The 16,009-nt window shown below is 54.8% G+C and carries 20 protein-coding genes; 14 read left to right on the top strand and 6 right to left on the bottom strand.

Translation table 11 applies throughout. The annotated features are described in order from the left end of the window. Positions 1-10: 10 nt before the first annotated feature. From OYT1_RS00560 to OYT1_RS00545, 4 genes are all read right to left on the bottom strand, one after another. Positions 11-571, bottom strand: coding sequence for an acyltransferase (locus tag OYT1_RS00560; protein WP_197714095.1), 561 nt, complete (start codon positions 569-571; stop codon positions 11-13). Positions 572-593: 22 nt separating this feature from the next. Beyond that, positions 594-1,874, bottom strand: a complete 1,281-nt coding sequence (locus OYT1_RS00555; protein ID WP_062625837.1) for a lipopolysaccharide biosynthesis protein — start codon at positions 1,872-1,874, stop codon at positions 594-596. Between the two features lie 96 nt (positions 1,875-1,970). After that, positions 1,971-3,224: a nucleotide sugar dehydrogenase gene (locus OYT1_RS00550; protein WP_062625838.1), complete on the bottom strand. Its 1,254-nt coding sequence runs from the start codon at positions 3,222-3,224 to the stop codon at positions 1,971-1,973. A gap of 141 nt (positions 3,225-3,365) precedes the next feature. Next, the gene (locus OYT1_RS00545; RefSeq protein ID WP_062625839.1) at positions 3,366-4,016 is read right to left on the bottom strand and encodes a protein-L-isoaspartate O-methyltransferase family protein; all 651 of its coding nucleotides are present in this window, start codon (positions 4,014-4,016) and stop codon (positions 3,366-3,368) included. Positions 4,017-4,252: 236 nt separating this feature from the next. On the opposite strand from OYT1_RS00545, the gene thiC reads away from it, so the two are divergent. Then, positions 4,253-6,124 carry a phosphomethylpyrimidine synthase ThiC gene (gene thiC, locus OYT1_RS00540; RefSeq protein ID WP_062625840.1) on the top strand — a complete coding sequence of 624 codons (1,872 nt, stop codon included), beginning with the start codon at positions 4,253-4,255 and terminating at the stop codon, positions 6,122-6,124. A gap of 241 nt (positions 6,125-6,365) precedes the next feature. Here the strand turns inward: thiC and OYT1_RS00535 are convergent, their stop codons facing one another. After that, the gene (locus OYT1_RS00535; protein ID WP_062625841.1) at positions 6,366-8,342 is read right to left on the bottom strand and encodes a DUF2075 domain-containing protein; all 1,977 of its coding nucleotides are present in this window, start codon (positions 8,340-8,342) and stop codon (positions 6,366-6,368) included. 99 nt (positions 8,343-8,441) lie between these two features. Between OYT1_RS00535 and OYT1_RS00530 the strand changes: the two genes are divergently transcribed. The 3 genes from OYT1_RS00530 (at position 8,442) to OYT1_RS00520 (ending at position 9,256) form a co-directional block, all read left to right on the top strand. After that, a complete protein-coding gene (locus OYT1_RS00530; protein WP_062625842.1) occupies positions 8,442-8,705 on the top strand; it encodes a YkgJ family cysteine cluster protein in 264 nt (87 codons plus the stop codon). Between the two features lie 89 nt (positions 8,706-8,794). Next, positions 8,795-9,031: a DUF2798 domain-containing protein gene (locus OYT1_RS00525; protein ID WP_062625843.1), complete on the top strand. Its 237-nt coding sequence runs from the start codon at positions 8,795-8,797 to the stop codon at positions 9,029-9,031. Positions 9,032-9,049: 18 nt separating this feature from the next. Then, positions 9,050-9,256, top strand: a complete 207-nt coding sequence (locus OYT1_RS00520) for a DUF1289 domain-containing protein (protein WP_084611908.1) — start codon at positions 9,050-9,052, stop codon at positions 9,254-9,256. Here OYT1_RS00520 and OYT1_RS00515 read toward each other — a convergent pair. Further along, complete coding sequence (locus OYT1_RS00515) at positions 9,245-9,721, bottom strand: MEKHLA domain-containing protein (RefSeq protein WP_062625844.1); 477 nt, start codon at positions 9,719-9,721, stop codon at positions 9,245-9,247. The two genes, OYT1_RS00520 and OYT1_RS00515, sit on opposite strands and share 12 nt — an antisense overlap. A gap of 119 nt (positions 9,722-9,840) precedes the next feature. On the opposite strand from OYT1_RS00515, the gene rpmH reads away from it, so the two are divergent. The 10 genes from rpmH to OYT1_RS00465 all read left to right on the top strand — a co-directional run bounded on the left by rpmH (position 9,841) and on the right by OYT1_RS00465 (position 15,984). Further along, positions 9,841-9,975, top strand: a complete 135-nt coding sequence (rpmH, locus tag OYT1_RS00510) for a 50S ribosomal protein L34 (RefSeq protein ID WP_035383880.1) — start codon at positions 9,841-9,843, stop codon at positions 9,973-9,975. Next, the gene (gene rnpA, locus OYT1_RS00505) at positions 9,944-10,315 is read left to right on the top strand and encodes a ribonuclease P protein component (protein ID WP_172588486.1); all 372 of its coding nucleotides are present in this window, start codon (positions 9,944-9,946) and stop codon (positions 10,313-10,315) included. The genes rpmH and rnpA overlap by 32 nt, the downstream gene beginning before the upstream one ends. Continuing rightward, positions 10,315-10,524 carry a membrane protein insertion efficiency factor YidD gene (gene yidD / locus OYT1_RS00500; RefSeq protein WP_088178188.1) on the top strand — a complete coding sequence of 70 codons (210 nt, stop codon included), beginning with the start codon at positions 10,315-10,317 and terminating at the stop codon, positions 10,522-10,524. Before rnpA ends, yidD begins: the two co-directional genes overlap by 1 nt. An 18-nt stretch (positions 10,525-10,542) precedes the next feature. Then, positions 10,543-12,174: a membrane protein insertase YidC gene (gene yidC / locus OYT1_RS00495; protein WP_062625847.1), complete on the top strand. Its 1,632-nt coding sequence runs from the start codon at positions 10,543-10,545 to the stop codon at positions 12,172-12,174. Next, positions 12,152-13,486, top strand: a complete 1,335-nt coding sequence (gene mnmE / locus OYT1_RS00490; protein WP_062625848.1) for a tRNA uridine-5-carboxymethylaminomethyl(34) synthesis GTPase MnmE — start codon at positions 12,152-12,154, stop codon at positions 13,484-13,486. Before yidC ends, mnmE begins: the two co-directional genes overlap by 23 nt. Positions 13,487-13,592: 106 nt before the next feature. Beyond that, positions 13,593-14,336: a DNA/RNA non-specific endonuclease gene (locus OYT1_RS00485; RefSeq protein WP_062625849.1), complete on the top strand. Its 744-nt coding sequence runs from the start codon at positions 13,593-13,595 to the stop codon at positions 14,334-14,336. Positions 14,337-14,355: 19 nt separating this feature from the next. After that, positions 14,356-14,820 carry a zinc ribbon domain-containing protein gene (locus OYT1_RS13730; protein ID WP_062625850.1) on the top strand — a complete coding sequence of 155 codons (465 nt, stop codon included), beginning with the start codon at positions 14,356-14,358 and terminating at the stop codon, positions 14,818-14,820. Further along, entirely contained in the window at positions 14,729-15,076 is a 348-nt protein-coding gene (locus tag OYT1_RS14045) for a DUF1289 domain-containing protein (protein ID WP_408608775.1), read from the top strand. Before OYT1_RS13730 ends, OYT1_RS14045 begins: the two co-directional genes overlap by 92 nt. Positions 15,077-15,184: 108 nt before the next feature. Further along, positions 15,185-15,769 carry a glycine zipper 2TM domain-containing protein gene (locus OYT1_RS00470; protein ID WP_062625851.1) on the top strand — a complete coding sequence of 195 codons (585 nt, stop codon included), beginning with the start codon at positions 15,185-15,187 and terminating at the stop codon, positions 15,767-15,769. A gap of 5 nt (positions 15,770-15,774) precedes the next feature. After that, positions 15,775-15,984, top strand: a complete 210-nt coding sequence (locus tag OYT1_RS00465) for a (2Fe-2S)-binding protein (protein ID WP_062625852.1) — start codon at positions 15,775-15,777, stop codon at positions 15,982-15,984. The last annotated feature ends 25 nt before the right edge of the window (positions 15,985-16,009 follow it).

The raw sequence follows: 16,009 nt of genomic DNA, 5'->3' as shown, positions 1-16,009 counted from the left end.
TTACCTACTCTCAACGGACTCTGATCTTCCTAGCCGGGTTCCCAGCGTATATTGCAAATGGCTCGACACTCTGACGAACCACCGAGCCAGCGCCAATAATAGCGCCATCTCCAATGGAGATACCATCAAGGATAGCTACATTACAACCAACCCATACATCATTTCCAATGCGAATCCCTTTGGTTGTCGTAGCCTGATTGACCATGGGAACTCCATTCACGTCCATGCCATGATTCCCCGCCATGATACAAACATTGGGACCCGACATGAAATGACTCCCTATGTGAATATCTCCGTAGAGGTAATTATTATGTCCAATCTGGGAGTGCGCCCCAACATGAATGTCAATAGCCTGAAACCTGACATAATTTCCAATGAGTACATCTGCACCAAGCTTTACTCGCCGATATCCATGACACTGGAATCCCACTCCAAAGCAACTAGTGAGGAAAAAGCGACCAAACAGGGCAAATCTCGCCAAAGTATAAAGATTGGCCGGCAACAAACGTATCGCCACCCACCACATTTTGCGTTTGGTGTTTCTGGCAAAATCAACAATCCCCGTCTTCACCAACAAATTAGCTCCTGAGCTTTCATTCCACCGAAAGGCGTTTGCGCTTTAACCAGCCAAAGCTAAGCGCAGTCCCCGCCACATTCATCATTAGCCATCCGAACGCAGCACCCACTAAGCCATATCGCGTGATTAATGCAGGGGAAAACACCACTGACAAAACGAGCGTAAATGCATTGGAGAACAAAGCATTGTTGGCCTTGCCATTAGCCAGCCAAACAAGATAGCCTATGTTCCAAATTGCATGCATAGCAGTTCCTATCAACAACACGGACAATGGCGCATAGATATAAGCAACCGCCACCGGATTATTTAACCACCTTTCCAGCAACCAAACCCCCATGAAATAAAATATCCCGCCACCGACCACCACCACCAGCATGACTACGACGGTCAACTTTGCACAAAACGAACGCAACGCTTCGAAATCATCACGCATGTTAACTACCTTGGGCAACGCTGCATTCATGACGGGATAGATGAGTTGCAATACTCCGATCGCTATCGACCAAGCTATCGAATAATAACCAAACAGCTCGACACTGACCATTTTACTAAGGATGATTTTGTCCATCTGGATAGTCAGCGCTCCCAATATCGTAGCGCCAGACAGACTAACGACCAGTGGCATCATTTTCAGCACGACCCCTGTGCTCCAAACCACATGATTGCGCCCACCACCAATCGCTTTCCATGCCAATCTCGCCCGAAACAAAGTTTCCAGCAGCGTCACTATGACAAACCATATTAAATATGCTGGCAGAGTCGGCCAAACATTGACGATAACGATCCCTCCGATATGTTTCAGGAGTGCAGAGATGGACATCACAACATTAAGTTCGACTTGCGATTGCGTACCGATGAGCGCACTTCGATAAAGTGAGCCAGGGAACTGGGCCGCAAAAATCGCCCCAGCTCCGTAAACTGCCCACTGCCCAACCTCCGCAGGCAAACCACTTAGTTCCAGCCAGTTGCTTGCCAATACCCCCGAAAAGGGCAGAATCAGACACATGGCAAGCATTGCGAATATCCAGTAGACACGCTCAAAACTGCGCAATAGGGTTGCAGCCCCTTGAGTCCCTCTCTGATGTGCACTCTCACATAGCGTGAACTCTCGGGCTAAGGATTGGCTCATCCCAGCATCAAGCAATCCCAACAGGGCCTGTAGCATCGCCACGAAACTAACTAAGCCAAACTGTTTAGGGCCAAGTGCGGCAAGATACCAAGGCAACGCAAGTATCGGAGCTAGGGCAACGACCCCAGTGCCGATGTAATTCGCCACGATGTTCTTTCTGAGCGTCACGACTGGCACTCCTCACTCGGCCAAGGCAACACCGCTCTTGGCCAGCATTGAGTTACTAACGATTCGATTCCGTCGCGGCCATGTGCAAACACGAGGTCAATCAGCACCGAATAAATCACGGCTATAGACTTTCTCCGCTACATCTTTGATATCGTCAGCCATGCGATTCGCCACGATAATGTTCGCCTCCCGCTTGAACTGCGCCAAGTCGTTCACTACACGCGAGTTGAAGAAGTGAGTTTCTTTCAGTGCAGGCTCATACACGATGACCTCCACGCCCTTGGCTTTGATGCGCTTCATGATGCCTTGGATGCTGGAGGCGCGGAAGTTGTCTGAGCCGCTCTTCATCACCAGTCTATGGATGCCGACAACCGAGTGCTGGGGACTGAGTGCTGCGTGCTGCGTGCGGGGTGCGCTGTCGCTGGCGAGCTTTTTCAGTATCTCTGCGGCAATGAAGTCTTTGCGGGTGGTATTGGAGTCCACGATGGCCTGCACGATGTTTTGCGGCACGTCGTTGTAGTTCGCCAGCAGTTGCTTGGTGTCTTTCGGCAGGCAGTAGCCGCCGTAGCCGAACGAGGGGTTGTTGTAGTGGTCGCCAATGCGCGGGTCGAGGCAGACGCCTTCGATGATCTGTTTGGTATCCAGACCGTGGGTGGCAGCGTAGGTGTCGAGTTCGTTGAAGTAGGCGACGCGCATGGCCAAGAAGGTATTGGCGAACAGCTTGATGGCTTCGGCTTCGGTGCTGTCGGTGAACAAAACAGGGATGTCTTGTTTGACAGCACCTTGTTGCAGTAACCCTGCGAAAACTTTGGCGCGCTCGGAACGCTCGCCCACGACGATGCGTGAGGGATGCAGGTTATCGTGCAAGGCGCGACCTTCGCGCAGGAATTCAGGCGAGAAGATTAAATTGCAAGTTACGAGTTCTGAGTGCTGAATGCCGAGTGCTACATGCTCCGTGAATTGCGCGCGGGTTTTGGCGGTGTAGCCGACGGGGACGGTGGATTTGATGATCATCACCGCGCGCGGGTTGATGGCCATCACGTCCTTGATCACGGCTTCAATCGATTTTGTGTTGAAGTAGTTGGTCTCGGGATCGTAGTCCGTTGGGGTGGCGATGATGATGTAGTCGGCACCGGTGTAGGCCTCGACCTTGTCCAGCGTGGCCTTGAAGTTAAGTGTCTTGTGCGCTAGGTAGTGCTCGATCTCAACATCTTCGATCGGCGATTGCTTGCGGTTGAGCATCGCCACCTTCTCGGGAACGATGTCCAGCGCAACCACTTCGTGATGCTGCGACAGCAGAATAGCGTTGGAAAGGCCGACGTAGCCGGTTCCGGCGATGGCGATTTTCATGAATTTCGACAGTTAAAATGCGAATCGCAGAATCATACGATCAACGCGGAGCAACACAAACGAACGCCTCATTTAATTCAACCTTTGCAAGAGTCAAATGATGCAACTCCCGTTGCTTGCCGAGGCCAGTCCAGCGCAAAGTTAAAACGCGAACCGTTCCGGTTGTACGGCGTTTTGCAACGAGGCGACACTGGTTTCAAACAAAGTGACGCTCTCGAACACCCCTGGCGCAACACAAGTGATGAGTTTGGCTTGCATCAGCGGCGCGTCGCCGACGATGGCGAACAGGCGGCCACCGATGTTCAGCGCATTTTGAAACGCCTCAGGCAACACGGGAACGGAGCCAGTTAGCACGATGGCATCGTAGCTGCCATTCCAGCCCTGAGCGGCATCGCCGACTTCCAGTTTGACATTGTCAATATGGTGGGATGCCAGCGTGTGCGCGGCATTGGCGCTCAATTCAGCATTGATTTCAACGCTGGTGACGTGATTAGCCAAGTTCGCCAGCAAGGCGGTCAGGTAGCCACTGCCGGTGCCGATTTCCAGTACACGATCCGAGCTTTTCAGGCGCAGCTCTTGAGCAGCGCGCGCTTCCAGCTTGGGTTGCCACATGGTGACACCGTGCCCCAGCGGAATTTCCATATCCATAAAGGCCAAGGCTTGCTTGTCGGCGGGGACGAAATGTTCGCGGCGCAGCTTCTTGAGCAGGTCGAGCACGCGACCATCCAGCACATCCCAAGGCCGGATCTGTTGTTCCACCATGTTGAATCGAGCTTGTTCCATGTTGTTCATCCCCTGTCCCTGTGGCGTTGGTTATGTTTTGAGCGGCGGAGTATAGCAAGGCCGCCGCCCTTGCTCAATCCGCTGTGCTTGCTTTTGCTGCGACTTTCCAGTAACTTGCGGCGCTTGCGTGGGGGTCTTCGCCGTGATCGGTGAAGTGAGAAACACCCTTTGAACCTGTACGGATCATGCCGTCGTAGGGAAGCGCCAGCACCTGCTGATGCCCCTGCGTTTTATTGGAGCATCAAATGAACGCCAATCCCCAATTCCTGAATGAGCTAGCCCACGTCGATGAGGCAGCGATCAAGCCTTTGCCCAACTCGCGCAAGGTCTATGTGCAAGGCTCCCGTCCCGACCTTCGCGTGCCGATGCGCGAAATCACCCTGTCTGACACGCGCCTGAGTCACGGCGTTGAGACCAATCCACCGATCCACGTCTATGACTGCTCCGGCCCCTACACCGATCCGGCCGTGCAGATCGACATCCGTTCCGGCCTTGCGCCCATGCGCGAAAGCTGGATCGTCGAGCGCGGCGACACCGAGACCCTGAGCCAACTCACGTCCGACTACGGCCAACAACGACTGAACGACCCCGAGCTTGCCGCGATGCGCTTCAATCTCAGCCGTGCGCCACGTCGCGCGAAAGCGGGCGCTAACGTCACCCAGATGCACTATGCGCGTCAGGGCATCATCACGCCGGAGATGGAGTACATCGCCATCCGTGAGAATCAAAAGCGCGATGGCCAGTCCGACATGATGCTGCAACAGCACCCCGGCGAGAACTTCGGTTCGCCCATGCCCAAGCAGATCACGCCCGAATTCGTGCGCAGTGAAGTCGCAGCTGGACGTGCCGTCATCACCGCTAACATCAACCATCCTGAGATCGAGCCGATGATCATCGGCCGCAATTTCTTAGTGAAGATCAACGCCAACATCGGCAACTCGGCGCTGGGCTCCAGCATCCAAGAAGAAGTCGAGAAGATGACTTGGGCCATCCGCTGGGGCGGCGACACGGTGATGGATCTTTCCACCGGCAAGCACATCCACGAAACACGCGAATGGATCATCCGCAACTCGCCCGTGCCCATCGGCACCGTGCCGATCTATCAGGCGCTGGAAAAGGTCAACGGCAAGGCCGAAGACCTGACCTGGGAAATTTTCCGCGACACGCTGATCGAGCAGGCCGAGCAGGGCGTGGACTATTTCACCATTCACGCCGGCGTGCTGCTGCGCTATATCCCGATGACTGCGAAGCGCATGACCGGCATCGTGTCGCGCGGCGGCTCCATTATGGCGAAATGGTGTTTGGCGCATCACAAGGAGAACTTCCTCTACACCCACTTTGAAGAGATCTGCGAGATCATGAAGGCATATGACGTGACCTTCAGCCTCGGCGACGGCCTGCGTCCCGGCTCGATCTATGATGCCAACGACGAAGCGCAGCTCGGTGAACTCAAGACGTTGGGCGAGCTGACGCAGATCGCGTGGAAGCACGACGTGCAAGTGATGATCGAAGGCCCCGGCCACGTGCCGATGCACATGATCAAAGAGAACATGGACTTGCAACTGAAGTGGTGCCACGAAGCACCCTTCTATACGCTCGGCCCGCTGACTATGGACATCGCCCCCGGCTACGACCACATCACCAGCGCCATCGGTGCTGCGATGATCGGCTGGTTCGGCACCGCCATGCTGTGTTACGTCACACCCAAAGAGCATTTAGGCTTGCCCAACAAGGCCGACGTCAAGGAAGGTATCATCGCCTACAAGATCGCCGCCCACGCCGCCGACCTCGCCAAGGGCCACCCCGGCGCGCAGATCCGCGACAACGCCATGAGCAAAGCGCGCTTCGAGTTCCGCTGGGAAGACCAGTTCAACATCGGCCTCGACCCCGACCGCGCCCGTGAATTCCACGACGAGACCCTACCCAAGGACTCCGCGAAAGTCGCCCACTTCTGCTCCATGTGCGGCCCCCACTTCTGCTCGATGAAGATCTCGCAAGATGTCCGCGACTTCGCCGCGCAAGAAGGCATCTCCGAACAAGCCGCGCTGGAAAAAGGTATGGAAGTGAAATCGATCGAGTTCGTGAAACAGGGGGCAGAGGTTTATCACAAGGCGTAAGTCATTTCGCACTCTGTAGAACAAACGGGCCGCATTGCGGCCCGTTTATTTTTCAACCATTAGTATTTGGCGTTTGCAACCTAAGCATTCGTTAACAAATACTTTCTCGCCTTCTATCTCCTTCAATTCAATAAACTCTAGGCGCGAGCCACAGTATCCGCAGGTATCAGGCTGGTCGGACATGATGAAATAATCTGGAGGCGCCGGCGATATTTCTGAACCTTGCATTGAGATTTTGTCCTCAGATTTCAGCAAATCCAATTTCCTTCAAGTAATTGAAGGTTCCGTCATAGTACTGTGGGCTTCGGGTGTGGTCTTCAATGTCCCCCGAAGGCACGACCAATACCATTCCTTGCCTCGCTCTGGTCATCAGCACTCGGTAAGCATTTTTCAAATACTGCTTTCGCTCATCTTTATTGATCCTGTTCCAGCCGTTCCCACGAAACGAATGATGACTCCAGCCACTTTTTGTATAACGGAAATCCGCATCCCACGTTACACAAGACCAATCGAGTTCAAGCCCTTGCACGTGGAATTCCGTTGCAACATCTTCCAAGTAGTAAGAGGAGCGAACGTCGTCCTTTTCATTTAGGAACCAGTTCACGGGGTCCATTGGAGATTTAACATCAATTGCATGAGGTTTCAGCCGCTCTGCCTGAGACGACACAACGATTCCATAGCGCTCACTGCCTCGTGCTTGATGCTTAAGCCAAGCCTTTGCCTTTCCTACGTCTCTGGTAATTACGATTGGATAGCGCGCCTTGATGTTGTGATAAGTACGTTTAGCCGAATCAATATCTATATCAAGCAACTGCTTCACTAACAAAGAAACATCTTCCGCCCGGAAAGAGCGCATGGATACACCCAGATGCAGCTCATCCAAGAAATTCACGTTGGCGTGTGACTCTATCCGCTTTAGAGCTTCACCAGCTTGATACTCACTATCAGTCAGACGCGAAGAAACATAGACGTGCCAATCAGGGAAAGAGCGGGTTATTGAATTAATCCATTCACCAATTCCGGCCTCGCCTGTATTGATTTCTTGACCTCCCCCTACGAGACAAACTATGGTCGCCCAATCTTTATGTCTACCCATGCACGAAATTAAGAACTCCGGTTCAGATTGGTTAAAGTTTGGGTGATTCTTCTTGCGTCGCATAAATGAAGAGGTCTGCTCAAGATTCCATGCTCGTTGTGCTTCATCAAAAATTGCCACATGCTCGATCGGTGCCGCGCTTGAGTCCTGCAAACAGTCATCCCTGAAGTGATGAACATTTTGTATAAAGGACTTTACCGCGCTTCTTGCCTCCCCGATTTTTACGCGGTCGCCCCTGCTTTTTCCGCGAGATACCTTATCGCGAGCGAGCGCTTCACAAAGAATTTTCACTAGAGGGCCATTGCCTGACAAATAGACGCTATATAGATCGTCTTTCGCCTCGGAGTGCTTTGTTGCCACATCAATCCCCACCAAGGTTTTCCCTGCCCCCGGCACGCCTGTCACAAAGCAAAGCGCTTTTTGAGACCTTTCCTTCGAACGTTGAATGACTTCGGATATTGCAGAAGACGTGAGTCTCAAATTGGTTGCGCCAGCATCAGACCTCGTAATATCGGCAACGGCATGATTGTTATACAAGGCCATCGCTGCCTCAATAATTGTTGGAGTTGGGCAATAGCGACCTGCCTCCCACTCAGCGACATCGAGCTTCCCCTCCCCAACAAAGCGAAGTACCGCGTTTATCACCGCCCCTAATTGTTCCTTGTTCGATTTCAAAGGAAATATCAATTTGTCGTTTTGCGGAGTGATTTCAACAGATATGGGGGATATTCCGGCCTCAGTCGCTACCAATACAGGCGCGATATATTGTTCATGGCTTGATTCATGAAAATTCTTTAAGTCCAGTGCATAGTCGAAGACTTGGTCAAATGCATAGCTGGTATGTGTTTTTTCTCCGACCTTAAATTCAATGACAAATATCACTGGACCGATTAGCAAAACCGCGTCAATCCTTCGCCCCATTCGCGGGATGGAATATTCAAAATATATTGATCCCTCACGACCATCTAAGATACTGTTTAATATATCTATTTGAGCAACCCATGCATCGCGCTGGGTATGAATGAGGGCAAAGTCATTGTTGCGGGACAGCTTTCCCAATACTTCGTCAGTTGAAGCCTGCAGAAAGTCTGCAATTGATGCTGAGTAATATGCTCGCAACATTTTCTTGGATGATCGTCATGATGATCTCTGAAGAATAGCCTTTCTCGCACCGCGGCAAAACAGTTTTTCTTAAGGCTGAGTAGCGTTTACCATAACAACATGAAGATCCTGTTTTGCCGCCCCTCCTGCGCCGCTTGCTGCATCGCGCCTTCGATCACTTCGCCCTTGCCGGGGATGCCGGATGGCAAGCCTGCCGGGGTGCCGTGTGTGCAGCTTGATGACGAGTTGCGCTGCAAGGTGTTCGGTCTGCCTGAGCGGCCCGATTTCTGTGGCGGATTGCAGCCTTCGGCGGAGATGTGCGGCGAGTCAAGCGAAGCGGCGCTGGTTTGGCTGACGCAGTTGGAAGTCGCGACGCGGCCTTAGTTTGTGCGAGGTTGCGCCGCAGCAAATCGGCAGTCTTTTTTCTTTCCGGCCTACTGCGCGGCTTGTTAACATAGCCGACAGGAGGATTTATGCGCATTCCAGCGAAGTACGCCAACATTCTATTCGGCGGCATGTTGTCGGCCATCATGGTGACGGTGATCTCGGGCACGGTATTGTTTGTGAACCAAGGCTATTCACCGGAGTTCTTCCGGCAGTGGTTCAAAGGGTTCACCTCGGCTTGGCCGATCGCGTTTCCCACCGTTTTGGTGGTCGCACCGCGTGTGCGGAAGATGGTGGCGCGATTGACTGAGCCCGCCGCTGGGTAGCCTCTATAATCGCGCCCCATGCACACATACCGCACTCACGTTGCCCCTGATGTTTCCGCTGATTGCCCTTGCGTCGGGCATTGCACGACTGCGCTGGGGGATGATGTGTGTCGAAGTTGTTTGCGCACGTTCGAGGAGATCACGCGCTGGCCAGAGTTAAGTGAGGATGAGCGGCGAGCGATCAATCGCCGTATCGTTACAGAGGGCAAGCCTTCAGGGCATTGAGGTCCAGTCGGTGAAGGTGGCCGCTTGGCCGTGGTGATTTCCCGTTGCATCCAGCAGATTCCATACGGTGACACGTTCGATGAGGAAACGCTGGCCGCTGCTGGAGATGCGCACGCCAGAGTAATCGTCGATGTAGCCGTGCTGCGTCACTCGTTTCAGCAGTTTTGCCCGCGCTTCGCGTGCCAACGGCTCGGCGGAAAAACGCGATGGCAACTCGGTGAAGGTGACGAAATCCAGCTCGAACAGTTGCAGCGTGAGCCGGTTGCCGTAGAAGAACACAGGGTCGGCTTCAGTGCCGTGGGCGAGAATGGCTCGCGGGGCGTTCCATAGCGCGTCAGTTAAGGTTTCGTCACGGCTAGGCTCGACCAGAGTGCGTCCGGTGAGGCGGTGGAAGCTGTCAGCGACGAGTTGAAGACGGGCTTCCAGTTCAGCGGAAAATGCGGGTTTTTCGATGTGTTCGAGCATGGCGCGGATTATAGCCAGCTGCCGTGTTCCTTGTCTTTTCAAGCACAAACAGCTTGACAGAAAGTCGCTCAGGCATTGTAATTGCGCGCTTTTTTACAATTCGCCACAGGAGTCTCCAAATGAAACGTACATACCAACCTTCCGTCACCAAGAGAAAGCGCACTCACGGTTTTCTGGTTCGCATGAAAACCAAGGGTGGCCGTGCTGTCATTCGTGCACGTCGTGCCAAGGGCCGCGCACGTCTTGCCGTCTAAGGAAAGTCTCGATTTTCCGGGCGAGCGCCGCTTGCGCCAACGCGTTGAATTTAACGCGGTGATGGTCGGCAAGGGCTTGCCCAACAAGTGTTTTGTGATTTACCAGCGAGCGAATGAGGTGGGAGTTTCCCGCCTCGGTATCGTCGCCAGCAAACGGGTGATGCCGACCGCCGTGGCACGCAATCTGGCCAAGCGGACGGTGCGAGAAGCCTTTCGGCAACTCTTTCCCGTCGAGTGCGCGCTGGACGTAGTGGTGCGAGTGCGTCGTCCCGTGCGGCGTGAAGCGGTAGCAGAGTGTCGAGAGTCGCTCACGCAATTGTTTCAGGCGGTGCAGGCGTGATGCGCTGGCTACTGCTCAAACTGATACGCGGCTACCAGTATGCGATCAGTCCGATGTTTCCGCCGTCGTGTCGTTTTACTCCCAGCTGTTCGTGCTATGCCAGCGAGGCGGTGGAGAAACATGGCGCGTTGCGCGGTGCTTGGCTGGCTATCAAACGGGTGTTGCGTTGCAACCCGTGGAACGACGGCGGTTACGACCCCGTCCCTTGAATTTACGCAAAGATCATCATGGACCTTCAACGGCTGTTTCTCTTTCTGATCTTTTCTGTCTCTTCCATGTTGGTGTGGGAGAACTGGCAGCGGGCGCAACATCCTGCACCTGCACCGGTGACGGCCGCTTCCGGCGTGCCTGCGGCGACCACCTCGCTGACAGCCGCTCCGGCAGGTAGCGCCCCGGCGACCGAAGTCAAGCGCATCAGCGGTGCCAAGATCGTAGTCAAAACGGACAATTTCGTCGCAGAGATCAACACCGTTGGCGGCGATCTCCGCCGTCTGGAACTGGCGCAACACCGTGACGCGAAGGACAAAGCAAAGCTGTTCGTGCTGATGCAGGAACAGGGCACGCACAGCTATTTGGCTCAGACTGGCCTGCTGGGCGCTGGCTTGCCGACACACAATTCACTGTTCAGCAGTGCCGCCAGCGAATACCAAATGGCCGCTGGCCAAGATTCGCTGGAAGTGCGTCTGACCGCGAACGACATCGTCGGCGCGACCGTAACCAAGATCTATACCTTCCATCGCGGCAGCTATGTCGTGGATGTGGGCTACGAGATCCAAAACACCGGCGCAGCACCCATGGCGGCAACCGCCTATTTCCAATTGGTGCGTGACAGCTCTGCCCCCGAAGGTGACTCCAAATTTGTGCCGACCTACACCGGCCCTGCGGTCTATACCGACAAGGAGAAATTCCAGAAGGTCGATTTCTCCAACATCGAGAAAAGCAAGACCGACTACCCCAAGACGGCTGACAACGGCTGGGTAGGCATGCTGCAACACTATTTCGTCTCGGCGTGGCTGCCCAAGGACAAGACTCAACGCGAGTATTACACCAAGGCGCTGGGCAATGATCTGTTTGCAGCTGGCGTGATCGTGCCGGTGGCGGCCATCGCTCCGGGGCAGGCCGGTAAAGTCAGCGTGCCCTTGTACGCAGGTCCAGCGCAAGCCAAATTGGATGACGTTGCACCTGGCCTCGGCCTCACTGTCGATTACGGCTGGCTGACCATCATCGCCACGCCGATCTTCTGGCTGCTGACCAAGATTCAGAGCATCGTCACCAACTGGGGCGTTGCCATCATCCTGTTGACCGTGCTGATCAAGCTGGCCTTCTTCCCGCTTTCCGCCGCCAGCTATCGTTCGATGGCCAAGATGCGCGTGGTCGCTCCCAAGCTGGAAAAGATCAAGGAACGCTATGGCGATGACCGCGAGCGCTTGCACAAGGAAATGATGGAGCTGTACAAGACCGAGAAGATCAATCCGCTCGGTGGCTGCTTGCCGATGCTGATCCAGATTCCGGTGTTCATCGCACTGTACTGGTCGATCCTGTCCAGCGTCGAAATGCGCCACGCGCCCTTCTTCGCGTGGATCACCGATCTTTCGACCCCAGATCCGTTCTACGTGTTGCCGCTCATCATGGCAGTCAGCATGTTCCTCCAGTCGAAATTAAATCCCACGCCAGCTGACCCGCTGCAAGCCAAAATGATGCAGATCATGCCGCTGGTATTCGCGGTCGTGTTCTTCTGGTTCCCTGCCGGACTGGTACTGTACTCGGTTGTCAATAACGTGCTCTCCATCGCGCAGCAGTGGTACATCACCCGCAGCTTGGAGTCTGCTACCAAAGTTGCAGCGAACGATCCTCGATAACATCGCCGCCATCGCGACCGCTCCTGGTCGCGGCGGCATCGGCGTAGTGCGCATCTCCGGCCACGGATTGACGGCGCTAGCGCAGGCCATCACCGGCAAAGCGCCTGCGCCGCGCCATGCCACTTACGCTTCTTTCCTCGATTCAACCGGCCTCGTGCTGGATCAGGGCATTGCTCTGTTCTTTCCTGCGCCACACTCGTACACCGGCGAAGACGTGCTGGAGCTGCAAGGCCACGGCGGCCCGGCGGTGCTACAAGCCGTGTTGCAACGCTGTGTTGAACTGGGCGCGCGGCTGGCACGTCCCGGCGAATTCACTGAACGCGCCTTCCTCAACAACAAGCTCGATCTGGCTCAGGCCGAAAGCGTTGCCGACCTGATCGATGCCACCACCACACAAGCAGCGCGCAGCGCCATGCGCTCGTTGCAAGGCGACTTCTCCCGCGCCATTCACGCGCTGGTGGACGAACTCATCCGCCTGCGCATGCTGGTCGAAGCGATGCTGGACTTTCCCGAAGAGGATGTGGATGCGCCCGATCTGACCCGCCGCAACCGTGAACTGTCTTCGGTACGCGACGGCTTGGAGCGGGTACTCACCTTGGCGCAACAAGGCAGCCTGCTGCGCGAGGGTGCGCACATCGTGCTGGTTGGCCAGCCCAACGTCGGCAAGTCCAGTCTGCTCAATCGCCTCTCCGGCGAAGAGGTCGCGCTGGTCAGCGACATCCCCGGCACCACCCGCGACGTGATCCGCCAGGCCATCCAGCTCGAAGGAGTACCACTGCACATCCTCGACACGGCCGGCCTGCGCGAATCACAGGACATAGTCGAGCAAATGGGCATCGCCCGCACCCGTAGCGCTGCGGAGATAGCCGATCTGATCCTAGTGCTGCTGGATGCCACGCAGGGCATGACCGCCGCCGACCGCGACATCCTCGCTGCACTGCCGCCACAAATTCCGCGCCTGTTTGTGTTCAATAAGTGCGACTTGATGGGAGCTGACGGCAAGCAAGAAGATACCGATCATCTCTATCTTTCCGCTAAGACTGGAACGGGACTGGATGAGTTGCGCCAGCGCCTGCTGACGCTGATCGGCTGGCATCAGGAGGCCGGTGTATTCATGGCGCGCGAACGCCACCTGCGGGCGCTGAAACTTGCACGCAGACACTTGGCACAAGCGGCAAGCGAAGTCGCTCGCGCCGAACTTTTTGCCGAAGAGCTGCGCCTCGCGCAAGAGGCACTCAACTCGATCACCGGCGAATTCACTGCCGACGACTTGCTAGGCGAGATATTCAGCCGATTTTGCATAGGAAAGTAACAAGCCTTCCTGCATAAATAGCCCCCCTCACGGGTAGAAGTAGAACTTCCTGCTCAGAATTAGCACTAACTCTCCACTCTTTTCCTAAACGTCCCCAATTTTCTGCATGAGATTCCCCGTATTGAAGCAATGCGCCCTAGGCGTAGCCGCATCCGTTTTGTTTGTTGTTGGTAACGTAGTGTGGGCAGGTTCCAGCGATTTTGCCCAATGCCGCCAACTCTTCCCTAATCAGACCCCGCCGCCGATTCACTTTCAGCAGGATATGAAACCCCGAGCACTCTGCTTTGACGGTTACGCGGTGCTGCACTCGGGCGTCAGTCACACGCCGATCTATGTCGTCGAAAAGCTCAATCGCTCGGTGCTGGAGCCGGAGGTTGATCGAACCGATAGGTTTTATGAGGAAGCGCGCTTACCCCACGCTGAGCGAGCAGATCTGAATGATTATCAAGGTTCTGGTTATGACCGAGGGCACATGGCACCCGCCGCCGATATGGGAACGGATCAGGCGATGGCGCAAAGCTTTTCCTTGGCCAATATGGTGCCGCAAGCACCTCAGAACAATCGCAAGACATGGGCGAAGCTAGAGAAGGACACGCGCAAATACGTCATGCGAGCGGAGGGTGATGTTTATGTGATCTCCGGCCCTGTGTATGATGCTCGACCAAGCACCATAGGTAGAAACCGCGTCTGGGTTCCGCAGCATTTGTTTAAGTTAGTTTATGATCCCAACAGCCATCGGGCGTGGGCACACTGGATAGATAATACGGATGATGCCAAAGCGGGGCGCCCCATTAGCTACGATGAGTTGGTCCGGCGCACCGGAGTGGAATTTCTCCCTACCACCATGTGAGACTGACAAGAGACTTGCCATGCCTTTCTGCCCTAACTGCGCTAAAGAAATCCACGCAAATGCCCAAGTATGTCTGGCTTGCGGTGTAACTCAGCCCATTCCTGAAGGGGTCCGTGGCTGGTCTTGGGGTGCGTTCCTGCTGAACTGGATTTGGGCGATCGGCAACAACACATGGATCGGCTTGCTCTCGATAATCCCTTACCTCGGCTTTATCATGGCCGTGATCCTTGGCTTCAAAGGTCGGGAGTGGGCGTGGCGAAATAAGCATTGGGACAGCGTCGAGCATTTTCAACGGGTACAGAAACGGTGGTCGTTCTGGGGCGTAGTAATCTGCATTGGTGGCGCCATCCTAGGCATCGTGACAGCGATAGCCATCCCAATGGTACTGGGCGATGGTACGCAGACAGAATTCCATGTTGAGACTCGGCGGGGAGATGCAGCACCGGAGACGCCCAGCAGACAACTCCCCTCAAAATACTTCTGATGTCCCATGCTCACACTGCCAACCATCTCTTCGACTACCGCCTTTATCTGGGAAGGAGCCAAGCCAAATGGAACCCATGAATCAGACTTCTCCTCCACTCATTGAGTCTCCCTGTGTTCTCAACTGCTGCTTGGACGAGCAAGAGATTTGCATGGGCTGTGGCCGCTCCTTAGACGAGATTTTGGGATGGTGGGACGCCGATGAGGAGGCTCGTCGAATAATCGTTCGTAACGCACAGCAAAGGAAGTCCAAGTGAGGACAATGAAACTCTGCCCAATGTCTGGTGGACGCGTCTAGAATAAAGAAACTACTTGTCACCCCTAGTGACGTGCCAGTCTGGCTTTGACTAAATGGAGAACGAATCATGGAAACAAAAACGATTGCCTTAATTGTGGGTGTTGGTATCGCTGGAGCCGTACTGTCTTCGGTAATCACCACCAAAATGCTCAGTCACGAAGAAGTGCCTACAGAGTCCAAGCCGGTCATAAGCGCAGTAGCTGACACACCAGTATCGAGCAAGGACACCGCCGAGAGTAAGAAGCCCGCCGTGGATAAAGATGAGCCTGTCGCACGCAAACCGGCACGCACGCACGCACGGGAAGTGGCCAGTAAAGTTGCCGCGCCCGAAATCCGCTATAAGACCGTGACTAAGCAAGTGTGTGAGCAAAAGCCCGTAACCGAGCAAGTCGAGGTGGCGGACGCTCCTAAACCTCCACAGCACAGCCCTGGCGCAATGATCCTTGGCGGCCTGATTGGTGGCGTAGTCGGCAATCAAGTGGGGGACGGCAATGGTCGCACTTTGGCTACGATTGCGGGTGCGGGCGCTGGGGCATATGTGGGCGATCAAGTCGCGGCTAGAAATCAACCCAAGCCGGGCACCCACCTTGAGACGCGCACGACGACCAAAGAAGTCTGCCATGACGAGACTCAGCAAGTCCCCATCAAGTAATTCGCATGAACCCAAAGCCTGACGACCCAGAGGATGGTGTCATGTGCCACTGCAGTGGCACTAGGCGAAGCTATATTCAAAGTCTGTTCGAGCAAGGCAAGGATATAGCTGCCATTTCTAGGTGGACTGGCGCGCTCTCTGGCTGCGGTGGTTGCGAATGGGATATTGCAGATTTCCTCAAGGAACTTGACGCTAAGACGAGCAAGAAATTGTAAGTGTGATTACTCACCATCCGTGGTT

Origin of the sequence: Ferriphaselus amnicola (genome assembly GCF_000974685.2) — a bacterium.
Classification (GTDB): domain Bacteria; phylum Pseudomonadota; class Gammaproteobacteria; order Burkholderiales; family Gallionellaceae; genus Ferriphaselus; species Ferriphaselus amnicola.
The sequence above is the reverse complement of the archived record's forward strand: the minus strand, read 5'-3'. Positions and strand labels throughout refer to the sequence as shown.